The sequence below is a fragment of the Exiguobacterium sp. S3 genome (assembly GCF_018617295.1).
GTDB classification, from domain to species: Bacteria; Bacillota; Bacilli; order Exiguobacteriales; family Exiguobacteriaceae; genus Exiguobacterium; species Exiguobacterium profundum.
This window is the reverse complement of sequence record NZ_JACSJW010000001.1, coordinates 917,125-938,169: the sequence shown is the minus strand read 5'-3', so window position 1 is coordinate 938,169 and position 21,045 is coordinate 917,125. Positions and strand designations below refer to the sequence as shown.

16 protein-coding genes and 1 other annotated feature are annotated in these 21,045 nt (G+C 50.0%); of the genes, 11 read left to right on the top strand and 5 right to left on the bottom strand.

Annotated elements, in window-relative coordinates:
* Positions 1-53: 53 nt before the first annotated feature.
* The 6 genes from KNO65_RS04800 to KNO65_RS04775 all read left to right on the top strand — a co-directional run bounded on the left by KNO65_RS04800 (position 54) and on the right by KNO65_RS04775 (position 5,029).
* Entirely contained in the window at positions 54-1,064 is a 1,011-nt protein-coding gene (locus KNO65_RS04800) for a siderophore ABC transporter substrate-binding protein (protein WP_214781998.1), read from the top strand.
* A 9-nt stretch (positions 1,065-1,073) separates the two neighbouring features.
* The gene (locus tag KNO65_RS04795; RefSeq protein WP_074035985.1) at positions 1,074-2,078 is read left to right on the top strand and encodes an ABC transporter permease; all 1,005 of its coding nucleotides are present in this window, start codon (positions 1,074-1,076) and stop codon (positions 2,076-2,078) included.
* Entirely contained in the window at positions 2,075-3,133 is a 1,059-nt protein-coding gene (locus KNO65_RS04790) for an iron chelate uptake ABC transporter family permease subunit (protein ID WP_214781996.1), read from the top strand. The genes KNO65_RS04795 and KNO65_RS04790 overlap by 4 nt, the downstream gene beginning before the upstream one ends.
* Positions 3,130-3,882, top strand: coding sequence for an iron ABC transporter ATP-binding protein (locus KNO65_RS04785; RefSeq protein ID WP_012727166.1), 753 nt, complete (start codon positions 3,130-3,132; stop codon positions 3,880-3,882). The genes KNO65_RS04790 and KNO65_RS04785 overlap by 4 nt, the downstream gene beginning before the upstream one ends.
* A gap of 88 nt (positions 3,883-3,970) precedes the next feature.
* Complete coding sequence (locus KNO65_RS04780) at positions 3,971-4,666, top strand: ferredoxin--NADP reductase (protein WP_214781994.1); 696 nt, start codon at positions 3,971-3,973, stop codon at positions 4,664-4,666.
* A gap of 57 nt (positions 4,667-4,723) precedes the next feature.
* Complete coding sequence (locus KNO65_RS04775) at positions 4,724-5,029, top strand: hypothetical protein (protein ID WP_214781992.1); 306 nt, start codon at positions 4,724-4,726, stop codon at positions 5,027-5,029.
* A gap of 151 nt (positions 5,030-5,180) precedes the next feature.
* On the opposite strand, the gene KNO65_RS04770 is transcribed toward KNO65_RS04775, so the two are convergent.
* The 5 genes from KNO65_RS04770 to KNO65_RS04750 form a co-directional block, all read right to left on the bottom strand.
* On the bottom strand, positions 5,181-5,753 hold the full coding sequence (locus KNO65_RS04770; protein WP_214781990.1) for an anthranilate synthase component II: 573 nt from the start codon (positions 5,751-5,753) through the stop codon (positions 5,181-5,183).
* Positions 5,750-7,081 carry an anthranilate synthase component I gene (trpE, locus tag KNO65_RS04765; RefSeq protein ID WP_214781988.1) on the bottom strand — a complete coding sequence of 444 codons (1,332 nt, stop codon included), beginning with the start codon at positions 7,079-7,081 and terminating at the stop codon, positions 5,750-5,752. The genes KNO65_RS04770 and trpE overlap by 4 nt, the downstream gene beginning before the upstream one ends.
* A 55-nt stretch (positions 7,082-7,136) precedes the next feature.
* Positions 7,137-7,368, bottom strand: a binding site (T-box leader).
* A 49-nt stretch (positions 7,369-7,417) separates the two neighbouring features.
* The gene (locus KNO65_RS04760) at positions 7,418-7,684 is read right to left on the bottom strand and encodes a hypothetical protein (protein ID WP_214781986.1); all 267 of its coding nucleotides are present in this window, start codon (positions 7,682-7,684) and stop codon (positions 7,418-7,420) included.
* Between the two features lie 34 nt (positions 7,685-7,718).
* Positions 7,719-8,003: a hypothetical protein gene (locus KNO65_RS04755; RefSeq protein ID WP_214781984.1), complete on the bottom strand. Its 285-nt coding sequence runs from the start codon at positions 8,001-8,003 to the stop codon at positions 7,719-7,721.
* A 12-nt stretch (positions 8,004-8,015) separates the two neighbouring features.
* On the bottom strand, positions 8,016-10,046 hold the full coding sequence (locus tag KNO65_RS04750; protein WP_214781982.1) for a C40 family peptidase: 2,031 nt from the start codon (positions 10,044-10,046) through the stop codon (positions 8,016-8,018).
* A 189-nt stretch (positions 10,047-10,235) separates the two neighbouring features.
* Between KNO65_RS04750 and KNO65_RS04745 the strand changes: the two genes are divergently transcribed.
* The 5 genes from KNO65_RS04745 (at position 10,236) to KNO65_RS04725 (ending at position 20,933) form a co-directional block, all read left to right on the top strand.
* Entirely contained in the window at positions 10,236-10,595 is a 360-nt protein-coding gene (locus KNO65_RS04745; RefSeq protein ID WP_214781981.1) for a nuclear transport factor 2 family protein, read from the top strand.
* 171 nt (positions 10,596-10,766) lie between these two features.
* Positions 10,767-13,445: a S8 family peptidase gene (locus KNO65_RS04740; protein ID WP_214781979.1), complete on the top strand. Its 2,679-nt coding sequence runs from the start codon at positions 10,767-10,769 to the stop codon at positions 13,443-13,445.
* 267 nt (positions 13,446-13,712) lie between these two features.
* Complete coding sequence (locus KNO65_RS04735) at positions 13,713-15,029, top strand: Ig-like domain-containing protein (RefSeq protein ID WP_214781977.1); 1,317 nt, start codon at positions 13,713-13,715, stop codon at positions 15,027-15,029.
* A 924-nt stretch (positions 15,030-15,953) separates the two neighbouring features.
* Positions 15,954-18,641 (top strand): hypothetical protein, encoded by a 2,688-nt coding sequence (locus tag KNO65_RS04730; RefSeq protein WP_214781975.1) that lies wholly within the window; start codon positions 15,954-15,956, stop codon positions 18,639-18,641.
* A gap of 954 nt (positions 18,642-19,595) precedes the next feature.
* Positions 19,596-20,933: a trypsin-like peptidase domain-containing protein gene (locus KNO65_RS04725; RefSeq protein WP_214781973.1), complete on the top strand. Its 1,338-nt coding sequence runs from the start codon at positions 19,596-19,598 to the stop codon at positions 20,931-20,933.
* The last annotated feature ends 112 nt before the right edge of the window (positions 20,934-21,045 follow it).

Below are 21,045 nucleotides of genomic sequence, written 5' to 3'. Positions count from 1 at the left end.
CCAACGTGGCTCGTTTTTAGTGCGAGGATCATTGAAACTTACATACAGAGGAGATGAATGAAGTGGGGAAATTCAAGATTTCACTCATGTTGACGTTGCTCGTCTTCGTACTCGCCGCATGTGGCGGAACGAGTGAGACGAAGAAAGAAGAAAACGTCGACGGCGCAACAAAGACAGAGACGGTCGAAATTACAGACGCACATGGCACAATCGAGGTACCGGTCAACCCGGAGAAGGTCGTCGCCCTTGATAACCGGACGTTCGAAACATTGGCAGCATGGGACATCGACTTGGTGGCGGCACCGATCGGACTCCTTCCAGCAGAGTCGCCATACGCATCAGACAAAGACATCGCGGACGTCGGCATGCACTTCGAGCCGAACTTAGAGGCGATTGCAGGAGTTGACCCGGACGTCGTCATCGTCGGTCAACGTTTCGCGGATTACTACGAGGACATCAAAAAGTTGGTACCGGAAGCAGCGGTCATCGACTTGAACATCGAGATCCCAGAAGATTCAGGCACACCGGGTGAGATTTTAGTCAAAGGATTGGCAGACACAACGCTCACACTCGGAAAAATCTTTGACAAAAACACAGAAGCCGAAGCCATCGTCGCGGACCTCGACAAGTCGATCGAAGACGCGAAAGCGGCATACAACGGAAAAGACACAATCATGTCGGTCATCGTATCGGGCGGAGACATCGGGTTCTCAGCACCGATAACGGGACGCGTGTTCGGACCGATGTACGACATCTTCGGATGGGTCCCAGCCCTTGAAGTCGAGAAGACGACAGGTGACCATGAAGGTGACGAAGTATCCGTCGAAGCCATCGCGGAAAGCAACCCGGACTGGTTGTTCGTTCTCGACCGTGACGCACCACTCGGTGACGCAGAAGGCGCAGTACCAGCAGAAGACGTGATCGACAACGCACCGGCGCTTCAAAAGACGACGGCTGTGACGAAAGAGCAAATCGTCTATGCCCCGAAAGACACGTACTTGAACGAATCGATTCAAACGTACACGGAATTTTTCAACAGTGTCACGGAAGCGCTCGCGAAGTAAGGTTCCGTCATGCAAAAACCATTGACAGCCAGGGTTGAGACGATGTCTCAGCCCTCCTTTTCTAGATTGTGGACGAAGTCGTTCGTATTCACCGTGATCATCGTCCTCGGTTTGGCGGTGCTGTCGCTCTTTACCGGGGTGTACGATCTGTCGCGGACAGACGGCTTCGATATGTTTTGGATCACCCGTGTCCCACGGACGGTCGCCCTCATGCTGACGGGTGCGGCGATGGCGATGGCGGGGCTCGTCATGCAGCTCATCACGCAAAACCGGCTCGTCGAACCGACGACGACGGGGACGCTCGAATGGGCGGGACTCGGACTGCTCACCGTTTACTTGCTTGTACCGGCACCGAGCCTCATGATGCGGATGACCGGGGCGATCGTCTTCTCGTTTATCGGGACGATGGTCTTCTTCTGGTTCTTACGTTCGGTCAAACTTCGTTCATCGCTCATCGTGCCAATCATCGGGCTCATGTTAGGGGCGGTCATCTCCGCCATCTCGACGTTCCTCGGTCTGTTCTTCCGGGCAAGCCAGGCGATCGAGGGCTGGTTCGTCGGTTCGTTCGCCTCGGTGCAAATCGGGCGCTACGAGTATCTATGGGTCATCATCGTCGTGACGGTGCTCATCTTCTTACTGGCGAATCGCTTGACGCTCGCGGGGCTCGGGGAAGACATCGCGACGAGTCTCGGTGTGAACTATAACCAGCTCATGATGATGGCGACGGGGCTCATCGCCTTATCGGTCGGTGTCGTGGCGACGGTCATCGGGAATTTGCCGTTCCTTGGACTCATCGTCCCGAACCTCGTCTCGATGTTCCGCGGGGATGATTTGCGCAGTAACCTGCCATGGGTCTGTCTTGTCGGGATGGGTGCGATTCTCGTCAGTGACTTGATTTCACGGACGATTATCATGCCGTTCGAGCTCCCGGTTTCCCTGATTCTCGGGACGGTCGGGGCAGTCGTCTTCATCATGATCTTGATGCGACAACGGAAGAAGGGAGGGGTTCGATGAGTACGGTCATAGAACGAGACGGTGTCGACGTCTCGATCGGGGAATTGAGAGAAGAACGTCATGCCTCGGCATTTCAATCGAAACGGGCGAGCAGGCGCTATTGGCTCTTCTTAAGTGCCTTCATTCTCGGCGGACTGTTGTGTGCGCTCGGGCTTCTACTTTATAACAACCCGGTCCCGATCGACTCTCCGTCATTCGTGCCGGTCGTGGAACGGCGAATCGTCGCCATCGTCACGATGCTGATTGCGGCACTCTGTCAAAGCCTCGCGACGGTCGCATTCCACTCCGTGACGAACAACCGCATCATCACGCCATCGCTGCTTGGATTGGATGCGCTCTACTCGACGATTCAGACGAGCATGGTGTTCTTCTTCGGGGCCGGGGCGTTGATCGGTTTCTCGGGGACAAGCGCCTTCTTGACACAGGTCGGCCTCATGGTGACGATGAGTCTCCTCCTTTACGGATGGCTCTTGTCAGGGAAATACGCCAACCTGCAGCTCATGCTGCTCATCGGGATCATCATCGGGACGGGTCTCAACTCGGTGTCGTCGTTCATGCGCCGTATGCTCGCCCCGTCCGAGTTCGATATCCTGCAGGCACGACTGTTCGGTTCGGTGACGAATGCCGATGTGGCGTACTTCCCCATCGTCATCCCGATCGTCGTCATCGCCGGGACACTCTTGTTCCTGTTCTCGAATCGCTTGAATATCGTCGCACTCGGCAAGGACGTCGCGACGACGTTCGGGGTGAATCATCGGAGGAGCGTCATCTACACGCTCGTCCTGATCTCACTCCTCATGTCCGTCTCGACGGCGCTCATCGGACCGCTCACGTTCTTTGGATTCTTAGTCGCGACGCTCAGCTATCAGGTCGCCTCGACGTATGACCATAAGTACGTCTTTCCGATGGCGTTCGCCCTAGGGTTCTTCGTCCTGACGAGCGCATATTTCTTTATGTATCACATATTCCAGACGCCAAGTGTCGTCTCCGTCATCATCGAACTGTTCGGCGGACTCATCTTCTTGGCCGTCATTCTAAGGAAGAGGTCGCTATGATTCAAATCGAACAAGTCAAAAAATCGTATACAGACGACGTCCACATCGGACCGCTCACGCTCGACATTCCGAAAGCCGGGTTCACTTCACTTATTGGGCCGAACGGAGCAGGCAAATCGACGACGCTCATGATGATCGGACGGTTGCTCAACCTAGACGAGGGACAGATTCAAGTCGCCGGCATGGACGTGTCGAGCACGAAGTCGAAAGACTTGGCGAAAATCATCACCATCCTGCGTCAAGAGAATCACTTCGTGACAAGGCTCACGGTCCGACAACTCGCCGGGTTCGGGCGTTTCCCTTATTCGAAAGGGCGCCTCACGAAAGAGGACGAGGCCATCATCTCGAAATATATCGACTTCCTCGACTTGACCGCGCTCGAGAACCGCTATCTCGACGAGCTCTCAGGGGGACAACGGCAGCGTGCGTATGTGGCGATGGTGCTCTGTCAGGAGACGGAATACGTCCTCCTCGATGAACCGCTCAACAACTTGGACATCGCCCGTTCGGTACAGATGATGGAGTATTTGCGACACGTCGCCGACGAGTTCGGACGGACGATCGTCACGGTGCTCCACGACATCAACTTCGCGGCGAAATATTCGGACCGCATCTGTGCAATGAAAGACGGGCAAATCGCTGCGTTCGGAACGGTCGATGAGATCATGGACGCGAAGATTCTATCCGATATTTTTGAGACGAAACTAGAAATCATCGAAGGGCCGTATGGGCCGATTGCGGTGTACTGAGTCATTAGAAATTGAATCGTTGTACAACGGTAACTTTAAAGCGCAGTATTATCAATACTTCAGTTACATCAAACTAAGGAGGATTCACATGAAAATTGACTGGACACCGATCACCAAAGTCGTGGCCGAGGCACCGGATACATACACGTTCCATCTGGCCTTGCCACCTGAGTTCACGTGGCAAGAAGGGGCGCACACGCACCTCGCGCTCGAAGGGTTCAACGCCGGGGACAAGCCGGACCGGAGCCTCGTCCGCCATATGTCGATCTCGACATTGCCACACGAAGGGGCGATCGGCATCACGACCCGCATCAAATCCGAATGCTCGACGTTCAAATCGATCCTGCGCGACATGGTACCGGGGGACAAGGTCGCCTTGTTCAAGACACATTCGAACGTCCCACTCGAACGGAGCGGTAAGAACGTCTATCTCCTATCGGCAGGTGTCGGACTCGCGACATTCCGTCCGATCGTCCTCGAGTACTTGGCGAACGGGGAAGGTGTCCCGCACCTCCATTCGTTGAACGTCGATTCGTCGAAGGCGTATCTGTTCGGTGATGTCTTTGAATCGAACGAGCACTTCACGTCAGAGTTCGTGCCGAGTCGGAAAGACTACTACGAGCGCGTGGAGAGGATGGCATCCGACAAGGACGCCTTGTTCTACATCGTCGGCAGTGACGAGCTGTTGCGTGAGACGATCCACGTGCTCCGGACGAACGGGGTGGCATGTGACAACATCAAGATCGACAAACATGATTTTCAGCGAGAAGACTTTTTAGGCTGATAGAATAAAAGCATGCGTCTCAATCAGGGATAAGTGATGAATCTTGAGGTGAAACAAATGAATTATATCTGTCCTGTGTGTGGTCATGATGGTTTAGAAGAACCGGCTTACAACGAGTACAACCTTCCTTCATTTGAAATTTGTTCTTGTTGCCGTTTTCAATTTGGTGATGACGACGACGTGGAAATGACTGAGGGAGTCTTCTTATCGAGAGAAGAAGCTATGACTGTTTACAGAGAAAAATGGATTCGGAATGGAGCAGAAATCTTTCAACCAGATGAGTATCCTCAAGAGTTTCAAGTGAACGGGCGAGTGATAATAGCTCATTTGATTCAGCAATTAAAGAAAACTAGGCTACTGTAGGAGCTTATTCATATTGAACTGCACCTCGCATTGGGAGGTGCAGTCTTTTGAGTTTACAGACTGACAAAAGTTAAAAGTCACCCTCTCCTTTGTCATTGTCAGCTAAATCAAGTCCATCTGAATGAAATGAACATGCTTCATCTTGGTAGGATTAGATCAGTTGTGTCGTGGAAGAGGGAGTGCACAACTGAACGAATCGTTCGAAGATTCCACGTCCTTCCGGCGTCCCGATCGACTCGGGGTGGAACTGGACACCGTACGTCGGATGCGTCGGGTGTTCGAGTGCCATGATGACACCGTCTGTCGTCTCGGCCGTGACCGTCAGTTCGGTCTCTTGTACGACGAGCGAGTGATAGCGCATGACGTCCATCGACAAGCCTTCGAATAAGACACTCGGTGATGTATTAATCCGTGAGACTTTCCCATGCATCACCTCGTTCGCCCGACCGACGACCCCGCCGAACGCCTCGGCGATAACCTGATGGCCGAGACAGACCCCGAGAATCGGGATGTAACCGGACAATTGTCGCACGACCGCGAGCGAGACACCGGCGTCTTGTGGACCACCGGGACCGGGAGAAAGGATGATGCCACTCGGGTTCATGCGACGGATTTCTTCTATAGTATGTTCGTCGTTCCGGATGACGCAGACGTCACTGAAGCGGGCGACGTCCTGATAGACGTTATACGTGAACGAATCGTAGTTGTCGATGAGGAGAATCATGCGAACACCTCCAAAAGGGATTTAGCTTTATGCAGCGTTTCTTCATATTCTGATACCGGGTCTGAGTCATAGACGATGCCAGCACCGGCTTGGACGTGGGCCGTGTCACCTTGGACGACCATCGTCCGGATGGCGAGGGCGAAGTCGAATCCGCCGCGGACGTCGAGATAGCCGACCGCCCCGGCGTAGACTTCCCGTTTCACCGTCTCAAGCTCGTCAATCAACTGCATCGCCCGAATTTTTGGAGCTCCGGAGACGGTACCGGCCGGAAGACAGGCACGGAGCGCATCGATCGGGGTCACATCGTCACGTAAATCCCCTTCGACTTCGGAGACGAGATGCATCACGTTTTTGAACCGTTCGAGCTCGATGTGTTTCGGGATGGTGACCGTACCGACTTTCGCGACCCGCCCGATGTCGTTCCGTCCGAGATCGAGGAGCATCCGATGCTCGGCGAGTTCCTTCTCATCTTGAAGGAGTGACTCCGCGTGACGCATGTCTTCCTCGACGGTCTTTCCACGAGGGCGCGTCCCGGCGATCGGGTTCGTCGTCACTTTGCCGTTCTCGACCCGGACGAGACTCTCAGGAGAAGCGCCAAGGACGATCGCTTCCCCGAGGTCGATGTAGAACAAGTACGGGCTCGGATTTTGTTTCCGCAGCGTCCGGTAAAAGTGGAACGGGTCCCCGGTGAACGTCGCGTCGATTCGTTGTGACAAGACGAGTTGGAACACCTCACCCGCAAGAATCGCCTCTTTCGCCTGGAGCACACGGTCGATGAATTCATCTTTCGGCGTCAAAATCTGCTCGCTCGTCCGGACGACCGGTTCGAGGGCGTGCGTCATCGGTGTCTCGATCTGTTCACGGATGGACTCGAGTCGCGCCGTCGCATCCGTCTCACTCGTATCGATCAAGATGACCTGTTCCTCAAGGTGGTCATATAAGACGACCGTCTCATAGCGCTGAAAGAGGGCGTCCGGCAAATCACGCGTCACGGTCGGCGTGTTCGGGATCGGTTCATATACCCTAAGCAAGTCATAGCCGATATAGCCGACGGCACCGCCGATGAACGGGTACGGGGCAGTGAGGTCGTCACGGGTGATGCATTCTGACAGGGCATGGAGCGGGTCGTCCGCATAGATCGTTCCCGTCGCATCCGTCACGTCGTTCCCATCGACCCGGATCGTCTCGACCGGGTTCGCCGCGATGATGGAGTAGCGGCCGTGTTTGCCTTCCGCGCGACTCTCGAGTAATACCTTTCGTTCACCTTGTAGTCGGTGGAAGATTGCCACCGGTGTGAGTTCGTCACCATTGATCGTCCGTTGTTGCATCAACATCTCCTCCTTAAACTAAAAAAATCTCCCCGTCCCGCATGCCCAATCGGACATGAAGGACGAGGAGATTCCCCGTGTTGCCACCTTCGTTGAAAGACGCCTTGTCTTCCCACTCATCGCGAACCATCATTCGCTGTCCCCGATAACGGGAGGACCCGTCAGAGCCTACATGTCGGTCTGAACGCTCAAAAGCCCATTCACGCAAGGCACGACACCGGTTCGCATCGACCACCGGCTTTCTGAAGACGTCCCTTCGCGCTACTCTTCTTTCTCATCGCGAGTTCGTATGAATGTTATGGTTACTTTAACGGGATAAAGATGCGTTGTCAAGCATCATTTGATTGAAGCATGCTCCACCTGACGTTTTCCGATGAACGTGAACGTGATCCCCAATGCCAGGAGGGGAAGGAGCCACCACTTCGTAAAGAAGAAGAGGGTGCCCCGATACATGAACCACTCCATGACCCAGTAGGCGAAGAGCGTGATCAAGGGAGCGAAAGACAAGCGCTTCAGACGCAGTGCGATGGCGACCCCGAGTCCGATCGTCAACGTTGGGACGATTACGAGTTGCCAAAGATACGGGTCGATATAGTGAAACATGGAGTGTCCTCCTTTCATGATGAATCACGACACATCAGACAGATCTCTTTGTGTTCAACAATCCGACGAAGATGAACGAGAACAAGAGCGAAATCAGCGGGAAGATGACATTCCACGAACTGAGATGGCTGACATCGAACGGACTGTGGTCATAATAGACGGCAAAGTACGTCAATTCGATGATGGCGTTCAACAAGAACGTCACCACAGGGCCGACCCAGACCCGTTTCATGATCATGGCGGCCACGACACCACCGCCGATGGTGAGAAACGGGACGATGACGAGTTGCCAAAGATACGGGTCGATATAGTGAAACATGGAGAATCCTCCTTATAACGATTTGTACCCTAAGAAGTACGGGCGCCACATCGGGTCATGGATCGAGTTGATTTGAAGCATCTCGCCCCCGGCATGGATGAAGAATTCGTCATCGAGCATGATGCCGATGTGGGACGGACCTGACCTGTATGTGCCGGCGAAGAAGACGATGTCCCCGCGACGACCACTCGTGATGTTTGTCCGTTTGTGCTTGAAGTGTCCGCTATGCCAGTAACCCGACACGTTCGTGCGACCGCCGACTTTACCAGCCTGATTCGCTGCGTAATGGATGAGACCGGAACAGTCGAACCCACCGTTCAGCGGTGACTGCGAGCCCCATGTGTACGGTGTCCCGAGATGTTTCACGGCGGCGTTGATCAGACGCTCTTTTTGGGAGTTGTCCCGTTTCTTCAACAAGGCATCTTGCTTGATGCGAATGTCTTTCGTCTTGACGTAGACGGGGCGCCAGTCGTACTGGATGAGATACGAGTCGCCACTCTTCCCACGAGGGTAGATGCGACGACCGGCATCGAGATAGCCGATCGGACGGGTATCGTTCGGGTTGGCGTAGAACGGTGTCTTCTTCGTCGTCCCGTAATGGGCGGCCGTATAGACGCTCGCCGGCTGAATCACCTTCGGTTTCGTCTCGGCGATATATGGGTTCAACACGTAGACGCGTTTCCCGGACGGAAGACGGACGTGCCAGAAGTCGGCATCGATCGAGCGGAGCCCGACGAGTTTCGTTCCACGTGGCAATGTGCCGGCCGGACGACCGTACGCGACGTCAGCCGAGAAGTACGGTGCCCCGTTGAACTGTGTATAGAAGACCGTGCCTGCCTTCGGCTTCGCGATCGGTTTCGAGACGGCGAGGTAGCCTGTCGCGACATAGCGATACGTCCCGTTCAGACGGATGCGCGTGTAGTATCCACTCGTCCCGAACGTTTCGACGACTTGCCCACGTTTCAAGGAAGCGACTTGTTTCGCAACGGAGGTCGAAGCGTAGACTTCAACACCGTTATAGCGGCTATACCGCATTCCTGTTGATTCGAATTGAGGTGGTTTTTTCGTGCTCGTCACGCTCGTCGGCACGAAGTAGTATTTCCCTTTCGTGAAGATGCGGGTATACCCACCTTTCGTTCCATACACATTGATCAGCTGCCCACGTTTTAAAGTGAGAGTTGTCTTGGAGGACAACAACGTTCTCGCATAAATTGGAGTATCTTTCGTGATGTATCGTTGACCGGTCTTCAGCGGTGCGGGCTCCTTCGTGCCAAGAAGAGCCGTGTCCACATAGGCGAACCGTCCTCCCATGTCGACGCGTGTGACGTTTCCGATTTTTCCATAGGTGCTGACGAGTTGACCTCGCTTGAGCGAACCGATGACTCGCTTTTTGTCCGTATCTTGATAAACGGAAATCTCGGTTTGTGCATAGCGACTACCGGTCTTAATCGGAGTTACGCTCGTGGAGGCGATTCGTACATATCGATATCCATCCGTCGTTTCAACGCGAAGAAAGTCCCCTGTGATGAAACCTTTGAGCGTTTGTCCAAGTTCTACTTTGGCGATGATGTCGCCATCTTTTGAAGACAAGAGGACTGCGCCCTGCTTCGCATAACGTATGACCGATTCGGGCGCCTGTTCACCTAGAACGTTCCTTGCGATATAGGTACCGTCTTTCATGAAAAGACGGTCTTCATCGAGGTCGTACACGTGAACCGTTGTCCCGAGAGTGATTGGCGCGACGGGATTACCGGCAGCGTCAAAAGAATTCGTGTCCTCTTGGACGTAACGTGTGGCGGCGTACACTAACGCTTCGTTTCGAACGAATCCTGTCTGTGAATCGACCGTGACAGAAGCATGAGTGTCTGTCAGTTGGTGAATTTCTACCAATTCAGGCTCGGTCGTGACGAGGAGAATGATGGATTCCTCAGGGTCTGCGTAAAGGGTGGTGCCGACACGCAATACGGCCTCCGATCCGACCGCATGCGCAGAAAGTGTCCAGTAAAAAGTAAAGAGTAAGAGCAAACTACATATTCGTTTCAAATAACATTCCCTCGATTCATATGATTTACAATTTTTAGTATATACAATTGAAGGAGCAAGGAAGGCTGTAGATTTGGATAAAAGGGAAATGATTGAAGGACTCAATGTTCGAGATTGAGGACGGTCGTTTCCTTGAATCTGTGCTATGATGAACGGGGAAAGGAAGGGACAGCTATGGAGACACTCAACATGAAAAAACTTTCTGACGAACGGTCGGCCCATCAGGTGGCCGGCGATCTCGATGCGATGCGGGCGCTCATGCACGACTCGTTCCGATATGTCGATTCGAGCGGGCGTCAGTTCGATAAAGAGACGTTCTTAGACCAGTTCGTCGACCCGACGGCGATTCAATGGATCGCACAGGACACGGTCACGTTCGATGAGACGGTATGCGGTGACCTCGCCGTCGTCCAACTCTTGCTCGAGGAGAAGTTCATTCTCGGCACGAACGCGTACGAAGGTCGCTTCTGGATGCTTCATCTTTATGTGAAAGAAGATGACGTCTGGTTATGGCAAGGCGGACAGGCAACGATGATCAACGAAGGATAATAGATGATACCGGTGGAAACACCGGTTTTTATTATGGATAAAAAGATAAGATTCGACAGTGTAGAAATATTGTCGAAATATTTTTGTTACATTAATGAAACATAATCCGATAAATTACGTAGAACGGTATGGAGCAAAACGCTCCGATTAAAATAAGAAAGAAGGGAAATGATGAAAGCAACATTCAAGCAGTTCGTGGCGATCGTGACGATTCTCGTCCTCGTCCTATCGTTCCTTCCACCGGCACTCGCCGACAGTGGAGATGGAATGAAGACGGCCACATTACTTAAACCGGGAGAAGCGGTCGAATTCAAGACTGGTACGGAACCGGTCAACACGTATTGGTTCAAGATGGAACGTCAAGCGTCAGCCATGACACATATGGAAGTCACGTTCGAGTCGTCTAAGCTTGCGAACATCAGCGTCTATCCGAGCGCCGACATGGCGGCGAAAGATGAGACGTTCGATCGCTATCGCGCGAGCGCGACAAAGGAAGAGGAAGAACAGACGGCCAAGATCGCTTTCCCGTTCGCGTGGGAAGGTCCATACTACATCAAGGTCGAGTATATGCCGATGGAACTCGGTGAAGAGATGATGGACATGCCGACAGAAGAGGTACCGGAAGGCGAAGAACCACCGGCACCAGATCTTTCGATGTTCGCGTCAGACATTAAGCTCGTCGTCAACCCGGTCAAACTCCCGGTCAAATACGAGCAGGTCGGCGGCGACATGTGTGCCGTCGAATCAATCGTCCAACCGGCCCCGGAGCGCGATTCGATGCTCAAGCTGATTCGTCGTGTACAAAACGAGGTACTTGGCAAATCGCAAGAAGGTCGTGATTTGTCCGCGCTTTATTACCGTGCGTCACCTTTTATCGTCAAGGCGGTCACGTTTGACGGAGAGAAGCGAAAGAACGCACTCACCGATTTGAAGACGCTCCGTCCACTATTGACGGCGCTTGTCGACAAAGAAGACTACACACTGAAGACGCAAGACGCGACGGCGATCAAACGTCTCCACGCCTTGGTCGAGTCGAGCGTCCCGACGGCTCTTCAAAGTGAGGTCAGCGAAATCGCGACAGCGCTCGAAATGGATTCGCTCGCAGGAGCGCCTGTGTCCGACCTTTTCGGCAAAATCGGGATGACGATTCAGACGGACGGCAGTGATGCTCCTCGTTACATCGTCAAATACAAATCAGCTCCGAGTCGCTCACTTGGAAAAATGAATGCGATGAGCAATGTCTCGGCTGAGCGTCTTGCGATTGGGTCGCCATCAGACTACTTCGCGCTCGTCGATGTCGAGGAAGCATCGACGAAGATGCGGGCACAGGCGAAGTCGACGCTCGAATCAGACCGAAACGTTGAATACATCGAACCGGTGCAAACGTATAAGTCGTTCGCGACGGACGTGAGCCTGGATTATCAATGGGCAATCAATTCAAAATCTATTCTCAAGCCGTTCCAGGATGCTGGAATCGGACTTGATCGTTATGAAGCGTTAAAACTTCCGGGACGTGCGATAAAAGTAGCCGTTCTTGACACAGGGGTCGACCACCGTCTCCTTGACTTTAAAGGAAAAGTCGATGTCGCCAACGCGAAGAACTTTGTTGACCCGAACGGGGAAGGCGATGCCATCGATGACCACGGTCACGGGACACACGTCGCCGGTGTCATCGGAGCGATTCGTGACAACGGTGTCTCGATGCGAGGGATCGTACCGAATGTGACGATCTTACCGGTCAAAGTGCTCGATGCCGGTGGTTCGGGAGATACGGACCAAATCGCTCTCGGAATCAAGTATGCGGTCGATGCCGGAGCAAAAGTCATCAACATGAGCCTCGGTGGCAACGAGAGCCGAACGCTCGGCTACATGATGAAGTATGCGCATGACCGTGGCGTCATCGTCGTCGCGGCAACAGGGAACGACGGACAATCACGCGTCTCGTACCCGGCATCATCGAAATACGCCATTTCGGTCGGAGCTACGAATACGTTCGGAGTCGTCTCAGACTATTCGAACTTCGGAATCAATGTGGACGTTGTCGCACCAGGTTCTAAAGTAGCGAGTCTCGTCCCGGACGGAAACGTCGTCTATATGGATGGGACAAGCATGGCGACTCCACACGTCGCAGCAGTCGCAGCGCTCTTGAAGTCGAATCACCCGTCACTGACGGTTGAACAAATGCGTAAACTGCTTCGTCGCACGGCACAACCACTCGCGTTTTCGGGTGGGGACGCACCGCGCGACCCACGAATGGACGATGGGTTACAATACATGCTTGATGAGTTGGACAAGCCACTCCTTCCGTACTATGATCTTGTGAGCGGATACGGAAAAGTGGACGTGTTCCGTGCCGAGTCGATGCAACGGATCAACCCGTCTCAGGCAGGCGTACAAGACAATGCAGCCATCTTCCGCGTGAAGGCGAAGACGGGCACGATTGTTAAAGTATACAGAGGTCAGAAGTTGATTGGAAAAGGAACGGCGAAACAGTCTGCCGCCACTTTTGCCATCAAACCACAAAAAGCGGGAGCGGTCCTTCGTGTCGTCTATGAAAACGGCAAGTACGTCACAGGTGAACGAATCATCGTGGCGAAAGGATACCGTCCGAAAGCGCCGATCGTGAACGTACCACGTGCGAATGCGTCGCAAGTGACCGGCAAAGCGCAAGCGGGAATGACGGTCATCGTGCGCGATCAACAAAAACGAATCCTCGGCAAGGGGAAAGTGACGTTGAACGGAGCCTTCACGGCCAAGACACGTGTGCTGAAAAAAGGAGAACGATTGTCTGTCCACGTGGAGGATGTGACAAAAAAAGTAAGTAGCGTATCGACGGTCATCGTCAAATAAGATGAGAGCGAGATATTGATTACGCTATAGTTGCAAAAGAGGTCCGGACACCGATGGATGGTGTCTGGACTTCTTTTGTATAGTCTTTCCTAGTTCAAGCATTCGATAGAAGACTTTTTCTATTTCGTTATTATTTTTTCAAGAGGAGTTAAAGTATTTTTTAAAATAAAGAGGAAAAAATAGAAAAATATGTACCCTTTTTTTAAAAAAACCAGTAGTATAAGAATGTAGCAAAGTAGATACATTATTTAGGAGGAATCATCTCATATGAAACAACCAAAGTTCGTCGCACTGTTCTTAACGGGTGCGCTTGTTTTTAGTGGCATTGCCCCGTCCTACGTGGCGGCAGAAACCGACCCGGTAACCGAGGATGTGACGGCACCGGCTGCGCCGGTCGTCTCGGTCCCGTTGGACACGTCGACTTCCGTCACAATCGGAGGCGAGGTAGGAGCGAAAGCGCTCATCCTGATCAACAATAAAACATATGAACGTGTGATTGCGGTCGATGGTCAAGCGACGTTTACGATGGCGCCACAAACTGCCGGCAAGACAATCGACGTTCGATTGGTGGATGGGGCCGGTAACGTAAGTGACGTGACACAGGTCGTCGTCCAGAAGACAACGGTCAACGTGCCGACATCGCCAAAACTCTCTCAAGTGACGACGTCCTCTCCGTTCGTCGAACTAAAAGGCGCTCCATACGCCGCGTTCGAATTGAAAATCGGACAAAAGACGTACACAGGGAAGTTCTACTCGAACGGAACGTTCCGCAAGGCGATGGCCAGTCAAAAAGCGGGTTCGGTCATTTCGGCTCGTAGCATCGCCAAAGACGGCACGGCTAGCGCTTGGAGCAAGACGACCGTCATCGCAGACAAGACGGCCCCGAATCCAGGGCGTCTCAAATATTCGGTCACGGCATACTCGACTCGCGTGATTGGAACGGCAGAACCTTACACGACGGCAATCGTCACGATTGGGACGAAAACGTATTCGGCACCTGTCTCGGCTAAAGGAGAGTTTTCAGTGGTCATTCCAAGACAACGCGAAAACACACGCCTCTCGCTCGTGATTCGTGACCGTTCTGGAAACCGCAGCCAAGCCTCTACGATTAAAGTGCACCATGCGTTCTACAACAAGTATTACCGAATTGACGCAGATGGGGCGCGATTGACGCTCCATAAAGAAGTGTTCGCTTCGGATGCGTCGACACGATACGCTGAAACGTTCGCACCACTTTTCTTGGGACATCCTTCGAAAGAGGCGACGTTCTTCCTCATGAGTTATTATGCGGAGGATGGTGTACCGTTAGAGTTTGAGAAGTTCCACATTCGAGTCGGCTCGGCGACATACGCGCAAGCGATTCCGGCAGCGGAGGTCGGTTATGACGAGTATGAGGACGGATCGGTCGAAGAATCATACGTGTTCAAGCCAAATGCGAAATTGATCGCCTTCATGAAACAACATGTTCGTCTCGATCGCCCGGTCGTCATCACGATCGAAGGGTACGAGTATGAATACAAGTGGGATCTGACGACGGCCGAGAAGCGTGCGTTCATTCAATCACTTCAATATGCCGGGTTTTAATCCGAATACATGACACCCTGAGGGGAGACACGGTCTCTCCCTCGGGGTGTTTTTTGTATGTCTCGTGTCCGTGAACGACCAATATTTTAATGAAAGGATGTGCGACTGTTCGTCAAGGTAATTTGACAGCATCAAACGGTCCGCGTCTGAAGAAGGGGAGGCAAGAGATCGGTAGTGTGACGTGTCAAACCGAGCAGCGCATCTTATTAAAGGAAGGAAGTGAGGAATAGTGTTCCTCATTTTGAAGCAGGACCGGGTGATGATAGCGGACGCGAAAGAAGGCAGGGCGCGTGAATGGACTGATTCTGACGGATACTACGCAAAGGAAGATATGAATCGATTCGGCTCGACCAGAACGAAGAGCGCTCGCATCAGACTAAAGTCTCAATGACTGCTATACGAAGAAAACAAAATTTAGGAAAACAAGGTTTTGATAGATAGGTCAATGATTTTCAATATGGGAAAATTGACTTTGAAAAAAGGAAACTAAGAAAATATGATGTAAAATAAAAGAAAAAGTAAAATATACCCTTTTTGTTGTCGTATTTTCAGTTATTCTGTCGAAAATAGCTTTGAAAAGCCATTATAAGCCGAAAAATTAATTTGAAAAAAAGGGAAAACGTAAAATGAATTAAACTAAAATATCCAAAATTCAAAAACGTTACCATTTCAATCAAAAAAAACGCTTGTGCTCATTGGAAGGGTTATGTATATTATGGATGTAAGGTTTTCCAAGAACAGTCTTGGTAATTTGTTCAAGATTGGTATCTTGAAAGAGCATCTACCGGGGGAGTGGCACCTGGTCTTCATAAGGGATGGGTACATAGTCGTGAAACGAGTCACAGGCGATTGGTTGTTCCAAGAAGATCGGCAAGCAAGGTCGGTAGAAAAAACCTAACTACCTTAAGGGAGGATTTTTTCAACATGACGAAAAAGAAAAAAGTATTAACAGCTGGCGCAGCGTTCGCTGTAGCGGCAGCAGCACTTACACCAGTTGCATCGGTTGATGCGGCACAAAAACGTGTAATCGAGCTTGCACCGATGACGTTTACTGGTGGAGAAGTAAAACTTCCTGCTAAAGTGGGTTCTTCTAAAATCACTTGGTACAAATCAGGAATCGACATGAAGAAAGTCAACACATGGCAGACAATCAAAGGTTACGCTGGAACGAAGAAAGTTCCAACGACAATCAAAATCAAGATTGTTAACTACGTTGTTGGTTTCCAACAATCTGTAGCACCACAAGAAGTTGAAGTAGACGGCAAGTTGGTCCTTCCTGCGAAACTCAAAGCGAACTTCGCAGTCGGCGCTTACTACGTTAACGTGGACTGGGAAGAAGCGAAAACAGACAAAGCTGGCGACTACGAAGTCAAAGGTACGTACACTCGTGATGGCAAGACGATCACAGTTGTTGCGAAATACTCTGTTGTTGATGCTGACCTTAAGATCGAAAACGTTTCTTCTTCAGTAGACCAAGCGGCAGAAGTTCTTTCTGTAAACGCTGACGTGAAGAACCTTAAAGATGGCGAGAAAGTTGAACTTGTTGTTTACCCTGGTAAAGACATGTCAGCTACACCAATCAAAGAAACGGCTACTGTTAAAGATGGTAAGTTGACTGTTTCTAAGAAACTTCCAGCTGGTACGCATTCGTTCCAACTCGTTTCAGGTGATGTGAAGACTGCAATTACTGAATTCACAATTGAAGCACCAATGGTTAAAGAAGTTAAAGTTCTCAACACTACAGAGTTGAAAATCACTTTCAACAAAGCTTTAAACGAAACTTCTGCTGAAACGTTAGCTAACTATGTCGTTTCTGCTGATGCACCTTCAGCTGAAGGTACTAAAACGGTTTCTGATGTAGAGTTGCAAGATGGCGGAAAAACTGTGATTGTTCGCTTTGGCGGAGCAACTCCACAACTCGTTAAAAACACTGTCTACACAGTTGAAGTTTCTAACGTATTAACTGACAAGTTTGAAAAAGTTTCTTCATTCAAAGGAACTGCTTCATTGGTTAATGAAGTAGCGCCAAACCTTACTTCAGTTAAATTTGATGGTAAATTAAGCTTGTCATTCGACGAGCAAGTTGACTTTACAACTGCTGTCGTCCGTGTTGATGGAGTACAATATTCTGGCTTCACAGCAGTTTCTTCTGATGCAGGTAAGTACACTTATGAAGCAACAGTTACTGGTGTAGCTGCTGCTACAGGTACACATAATGTTACTATCGTGGGCCTTAAAGATGTGGTTGGAACAGAAGCGGGTACACTAAGTGCTTCATATTCGATCGCAACTGACGTAACAGCTCCTACTGTTTCGACAATTGAACAGATCGATGCAGATACATTTAAACTTATTTTCTCTGAAGCGGTTACTATCCCAACAGTAAAAACTGCAAAAGGTGCTACTGAATTTGCAGCTGTACCACGAGCTCAAGTTGGAGCACAAAAAGAATGGACTGTTGATGTTACAAACACTGCTGGTTCAAACAACCTCTACAACACTGGTGAAAATTCAGTTGCTCTTACAGTTGAAGTTACAAACTATAAAGACTCAGTTAATCTTTTAGGTAACAAATACAACGGTACAGTTGTATTGACTAAAGATAGCGTAGCACCAACAGTTGTCTCGACTAACTTAAACACTGTCGCAGCAAGTGGTGCAGATACTGTTATTACGATTCCGTTCAGTGAGAACATTTCTGTAGGTACAGGAACTATTACGGTTAAAGATCCTGATGGTATTTACCAAAATGCTGTTGCATCAGTAACAGGTGGTAAAAACTTAGTTCTTACTATCACTGGTCAAACTCCGAAATCTGGAACTTATGCAATTGCGCTTGGAAGCAAAGCAGTTTCTGACGTTGATACTAATGGTAATGTTGCTCTATCAACATCGGCCTCTTACTCTGTATCTACTAGCAACTTTGAGCTTTTAGCAACTGCAGCAACTGCAGCGAAATCTGTAATCGGCGGTAAAGTTGTAAATTACATCGATGTGGCATATGGCACTGAAATGGATAACTCTGCAATCAGCGTATCAAACTATAAACTTGATAACGCAGCCTTGCCAGCAGGTTCGACAGTTGGATTTGTAGGTAATAAAGAATCTGTACGCATCACATTACCTGACACATTCAATGTTCCAGCAAATGCTAGCTACAAGTTTGAAATCACTAAGAGTGTGAAAACTGCTAACGGTAGATCAGTTGTTTTAGATGATGGTGCTGCATCAATTTCTTCAACTGTATTCACAAAATTCCTTACATTGACTGATTCTAAGGCACCGACTTTAGTTTCAGCTAAATTACTAAACGCTGGAGCTGCAGTAACAACTACTGCTGACCAAGTCGAGTTGACTTTCAATGAGGACCTTGGAGCTGTAGCTAATAATGCAGCGAACTTAGATGATTTCATCGTTAAAGTTAATGGAATCACTATTGCACCTACTGCAATTAATGATGGAACTGCTGGTGATAAAACAGTCGTTCTTGCAATCCCTAACTTCAATGCTGCACAGACACTAACAGTAGAAGTTGCTTCTAGTTCATTGAACATCACTGATGTTGAAGGTAATGTCTTAACTGGCGGTACTATTTTATCTGCTACTAAGTAATTACGGAAATACTATTGATTAAAGAGAGTAGACTGGAGATAGATAATTTCTCTAGTCTACTCTTTTTATATTTGAAAAATTATAAGAATCAAGTTCATCATTGGAATGTTAAACAAAGTTAGGTATATCTCTGTAAAAACATCGCAGATTATATTTAAATAAATGAAGCAATCCTTATCAAGCTAAAACATGCGGGCGTCTTACTTCCGGTTTCAATCGTTTCAATACACGGAACATGTGCATATATATCACCGGAATGCATTGAAAATTTATCGTGATCTGAATAGACAGGTAGAGGACGAGGATGAAACGGATGATGAAACGTACGAAATCTTTTTTTGACTTGATTGATGTGAATTCGCTCGATTTCCATCAATCAATGACGTACGGTCATCGTCAATGAGGACGCCAATCTCCGTCGTTACGAGTGCGAGTAAGACGTTCCCTTGGATATGATTCTGTTCGAGATGTGGCTATCAACATAAAGACGTGAAGTATCTCGATCAGTGCGAGTGGTTGTACCCGAATTGTGAACTTAGGAATCAACGAGAAAGTAGAAGCTAAACTCATCCTGGTTTCTCCAACCGTTACGATGGGACTAGCCTAATCAAATTCTTCTCGGATTACTCAAGAATCCTTCACCTCCAAGCAAGACCTAGGCGAGGAGTAGTTCAAGGATGTTTCATTGCAAACATCTAATGGACAAGAAGATGTGGAGCGAGTGGGGCAGAGAATGAAGTGACGGAAACGAATCGCCGAAGGCGGTTCTTTTCTTTTGGAGAAAATGATGATGTGAACATGACGAATCTTGTCGAACGATTGCCTTTCAATTTTAAATTACTGATTGACTTAAAAATGATAAGTGTCATCCGACGAAAGACCTAGGTTGGTACGATGAAGAGGATAGACAGTATTCATATAAATGGACTAAAAACGAAAGCGAGGTCGAGTGATTTGAAACGGTTCGTAACGCAGTTTTCTCTTCTTGCAATCCTACTTCTATTACTCAGTACATGCTTACCTACAACGGCTGCCGCGGCAAGCTTGACGGTTTCTCCAAAAAGCGTGACGTTACAGGTCGGCCAATCCAAGGCGGTACAGGCGAAAGCAAGTGGTGTGAAAAAACCAGTATACGTATGGAAATCGTCGAACACGAAAGTGGCGACCGTGAAAAATGGAAAGATTACAGCGAAAGCTGTCGGAAAAGCGACCATCACGATCACCGTCCAAAAGACGAAGTTGAAGTCGACTATCAGTGTGACGGTCAAACCGAAGAAATTAAATGCGCAAGCAGCGTTCAAGGCAGTCAATCCGTCCGTTGCGACGATCGAGATGTACGATGCTTCTGATCGACTCACTTCTACAGGGAGTGGGTTCGTGACGAAAAGAGGGGAGGTCATCACGAATTTTCACGTCGTTTCAGGTGAATCGAACCGATATGCTCGTATCCGATTTGCAAACGGGACCGAGGTCGAAACGCTCAAGTTGAAGCGCTTTGATGACAAGTTAGATTTGGCGATTTTAGATGTGCCGTCTCTTCAGTCCATTCCGACCTTACCGGTGGCCAAAGCAGGTAGTACGGGTTCCGTCATTTATGCGCTGGGGAGTCCGAGAGGCGTCTCGAATACGATCACGGAAGGGATTTTGAGTAATCGAGACGTGTATTTGGACGGTCTTTCGTACCTGCAATATACGGCGAGTACAACGTTTGGAAACTCGGGAGGGCCTTTAGTCGATGAATTCGGAAGAGTAATTGGCGTGGTCACAAGAATTCGAACAGACTCACAAAACATGAACTACGCGGTTCCGATTCAACAACTCGATGCGATGCAATATGGTCGTGAGACGATTGCGAATGTACAGGAACCTTCGTCCGGTTCGGATGTGATTCCGGCCGTTTCGGGTGAAGGGGAGACAGCGGAACAAGAACTCAACGATTCGTTTGATGACGCGGACGTGATTCGGTTCGCTTCTGGGCATCTCTCCGGGGCCGTCCAACATCAAGATGATGTCGATACGTATTATTTCCGGACTGAACGCCGGATGACGTTGTCGATGGTCGGAGGTTGGTCGAACAACCAAAACGGTGTGCACTGGGCATACGGATTGTTCGATGCGAATGGCGATTCGATTCGATATAGCGAGGAATTTATGGATGAGGGGCGTTATTACGAAGCGCTGGACCTCGTCATCCCGCCGGGTGAATATTTTATTGTAGCGTTCCCGATTTCGGGTCTCGCCCGTAGTGAATATGTGCGCCAGCCGTATGCGATTTATTACGAACTGAAATAAGCGTGTCGGAATTAGAAGTCGTAAGAGTTGTCATCTAATCAAGGACAGAATCCGAGTATGTTCGTTTGTTCTTTTTTCAGTAATCAATTGTTTATTACCTCCACACTAAGTA

Bases quoted from the DNA above. Each gene is read 5' to 3' on its own strand.
- KNO65_RS04800 (WP_214781998.1), top strand. From the start codon at position 54: ATGAATGAAGTGGGGAAATTCAAGATTTCACTCATGTTGACGTTGCTC.
- KNO65_RS04755 (WP_214781984.1), bottom strand. From the start codon at position 8,003: ATGTTTCACTATATCGACCCGTATCTTTGGCAACTCGTCATCGTCCCG.
- KNO65_RS04745 (WP_214781981.1), top strand. From the start codon at position 10,236: ATGAAAAAACTTTCTGACGAACGGTCGGCCCATCAGGTGGCCGGCGAT.
- KNO65_RS04760 (WP_214781986.1), bottom strand. From the start codon at position 7,684: ATGTTTCACTATATCGACCCGTATCTTTGGCAACTCGTAATCGTCCCA.
- KNO65_RS04735 (WP_214781977.1), top strand. From the start codon at position 13,713: ATGAAACAACCAAAGTTCGTCGCACTGTTCTTAACGGGTGCGCTTGTT.
- KNO65_RS04790 (WP_214781996.1), top strand. From the start codon at position 2,075: ATGAGTACGGTCATAGAACGAGACGGTGTCGACGTCTCGATCGGGGAA.
- KNO65_RS04740 (WP_214781979.1), top strand. From the start codon at position 10,767: ATGAAAGCAACATTCAAGCAGTTCGTGGCGATCGTGACGATTCTCGTC.
- KNO65_RS04770 (WP_214781990.1), bottom strand. From the start codon at position 5,753: ATGATTCTCCTCATCGACAACTACGATTCGTTCACGTATAACGTCTAT.
- KNO65_RS04730 (WP_214781975.1), top strand. From the start codon at position 15,954: ATGACGAAAAAGAAAAAAGTATTAACAGCTGGCGCAGCGTTCGCTGTA.
- KNO65_RS04785 (WP_012727166.1), top strand. From the start codon at position 3,130: ATGATTCAAATCGAACAAGTCAAAAAATCGTATACAGACGACGTCCAC.
- trpE (WP_214781988.1), bottom strand. From the start codon at position 7,081: ATGCAACAACGGACGATCAATGGTGACGAACTCACACCGGTGGCAATC.
- KNO65_RS04780 (WP_214781994.1), top strand. From the start codon at position 3,971: ATGAAAATTGACTGGACACCGATCACCAAAGTCGTGGCCGAGGCACCG.
- KNO65_RS04775 (WP_214781992.1), top strand. From the start codon at position 4,724: ATGAATTATATCTGTCCTGTGTGTGGTCATGATGGTTTAGAAGAACCG.
- KNO65_RS04795 (WP_074035985.1), top strand. From the start codon at position 1,074: ATGCAAAAACCATTGACAGCCAGGGTTGAGACGATGTCTCAGCCCTCC.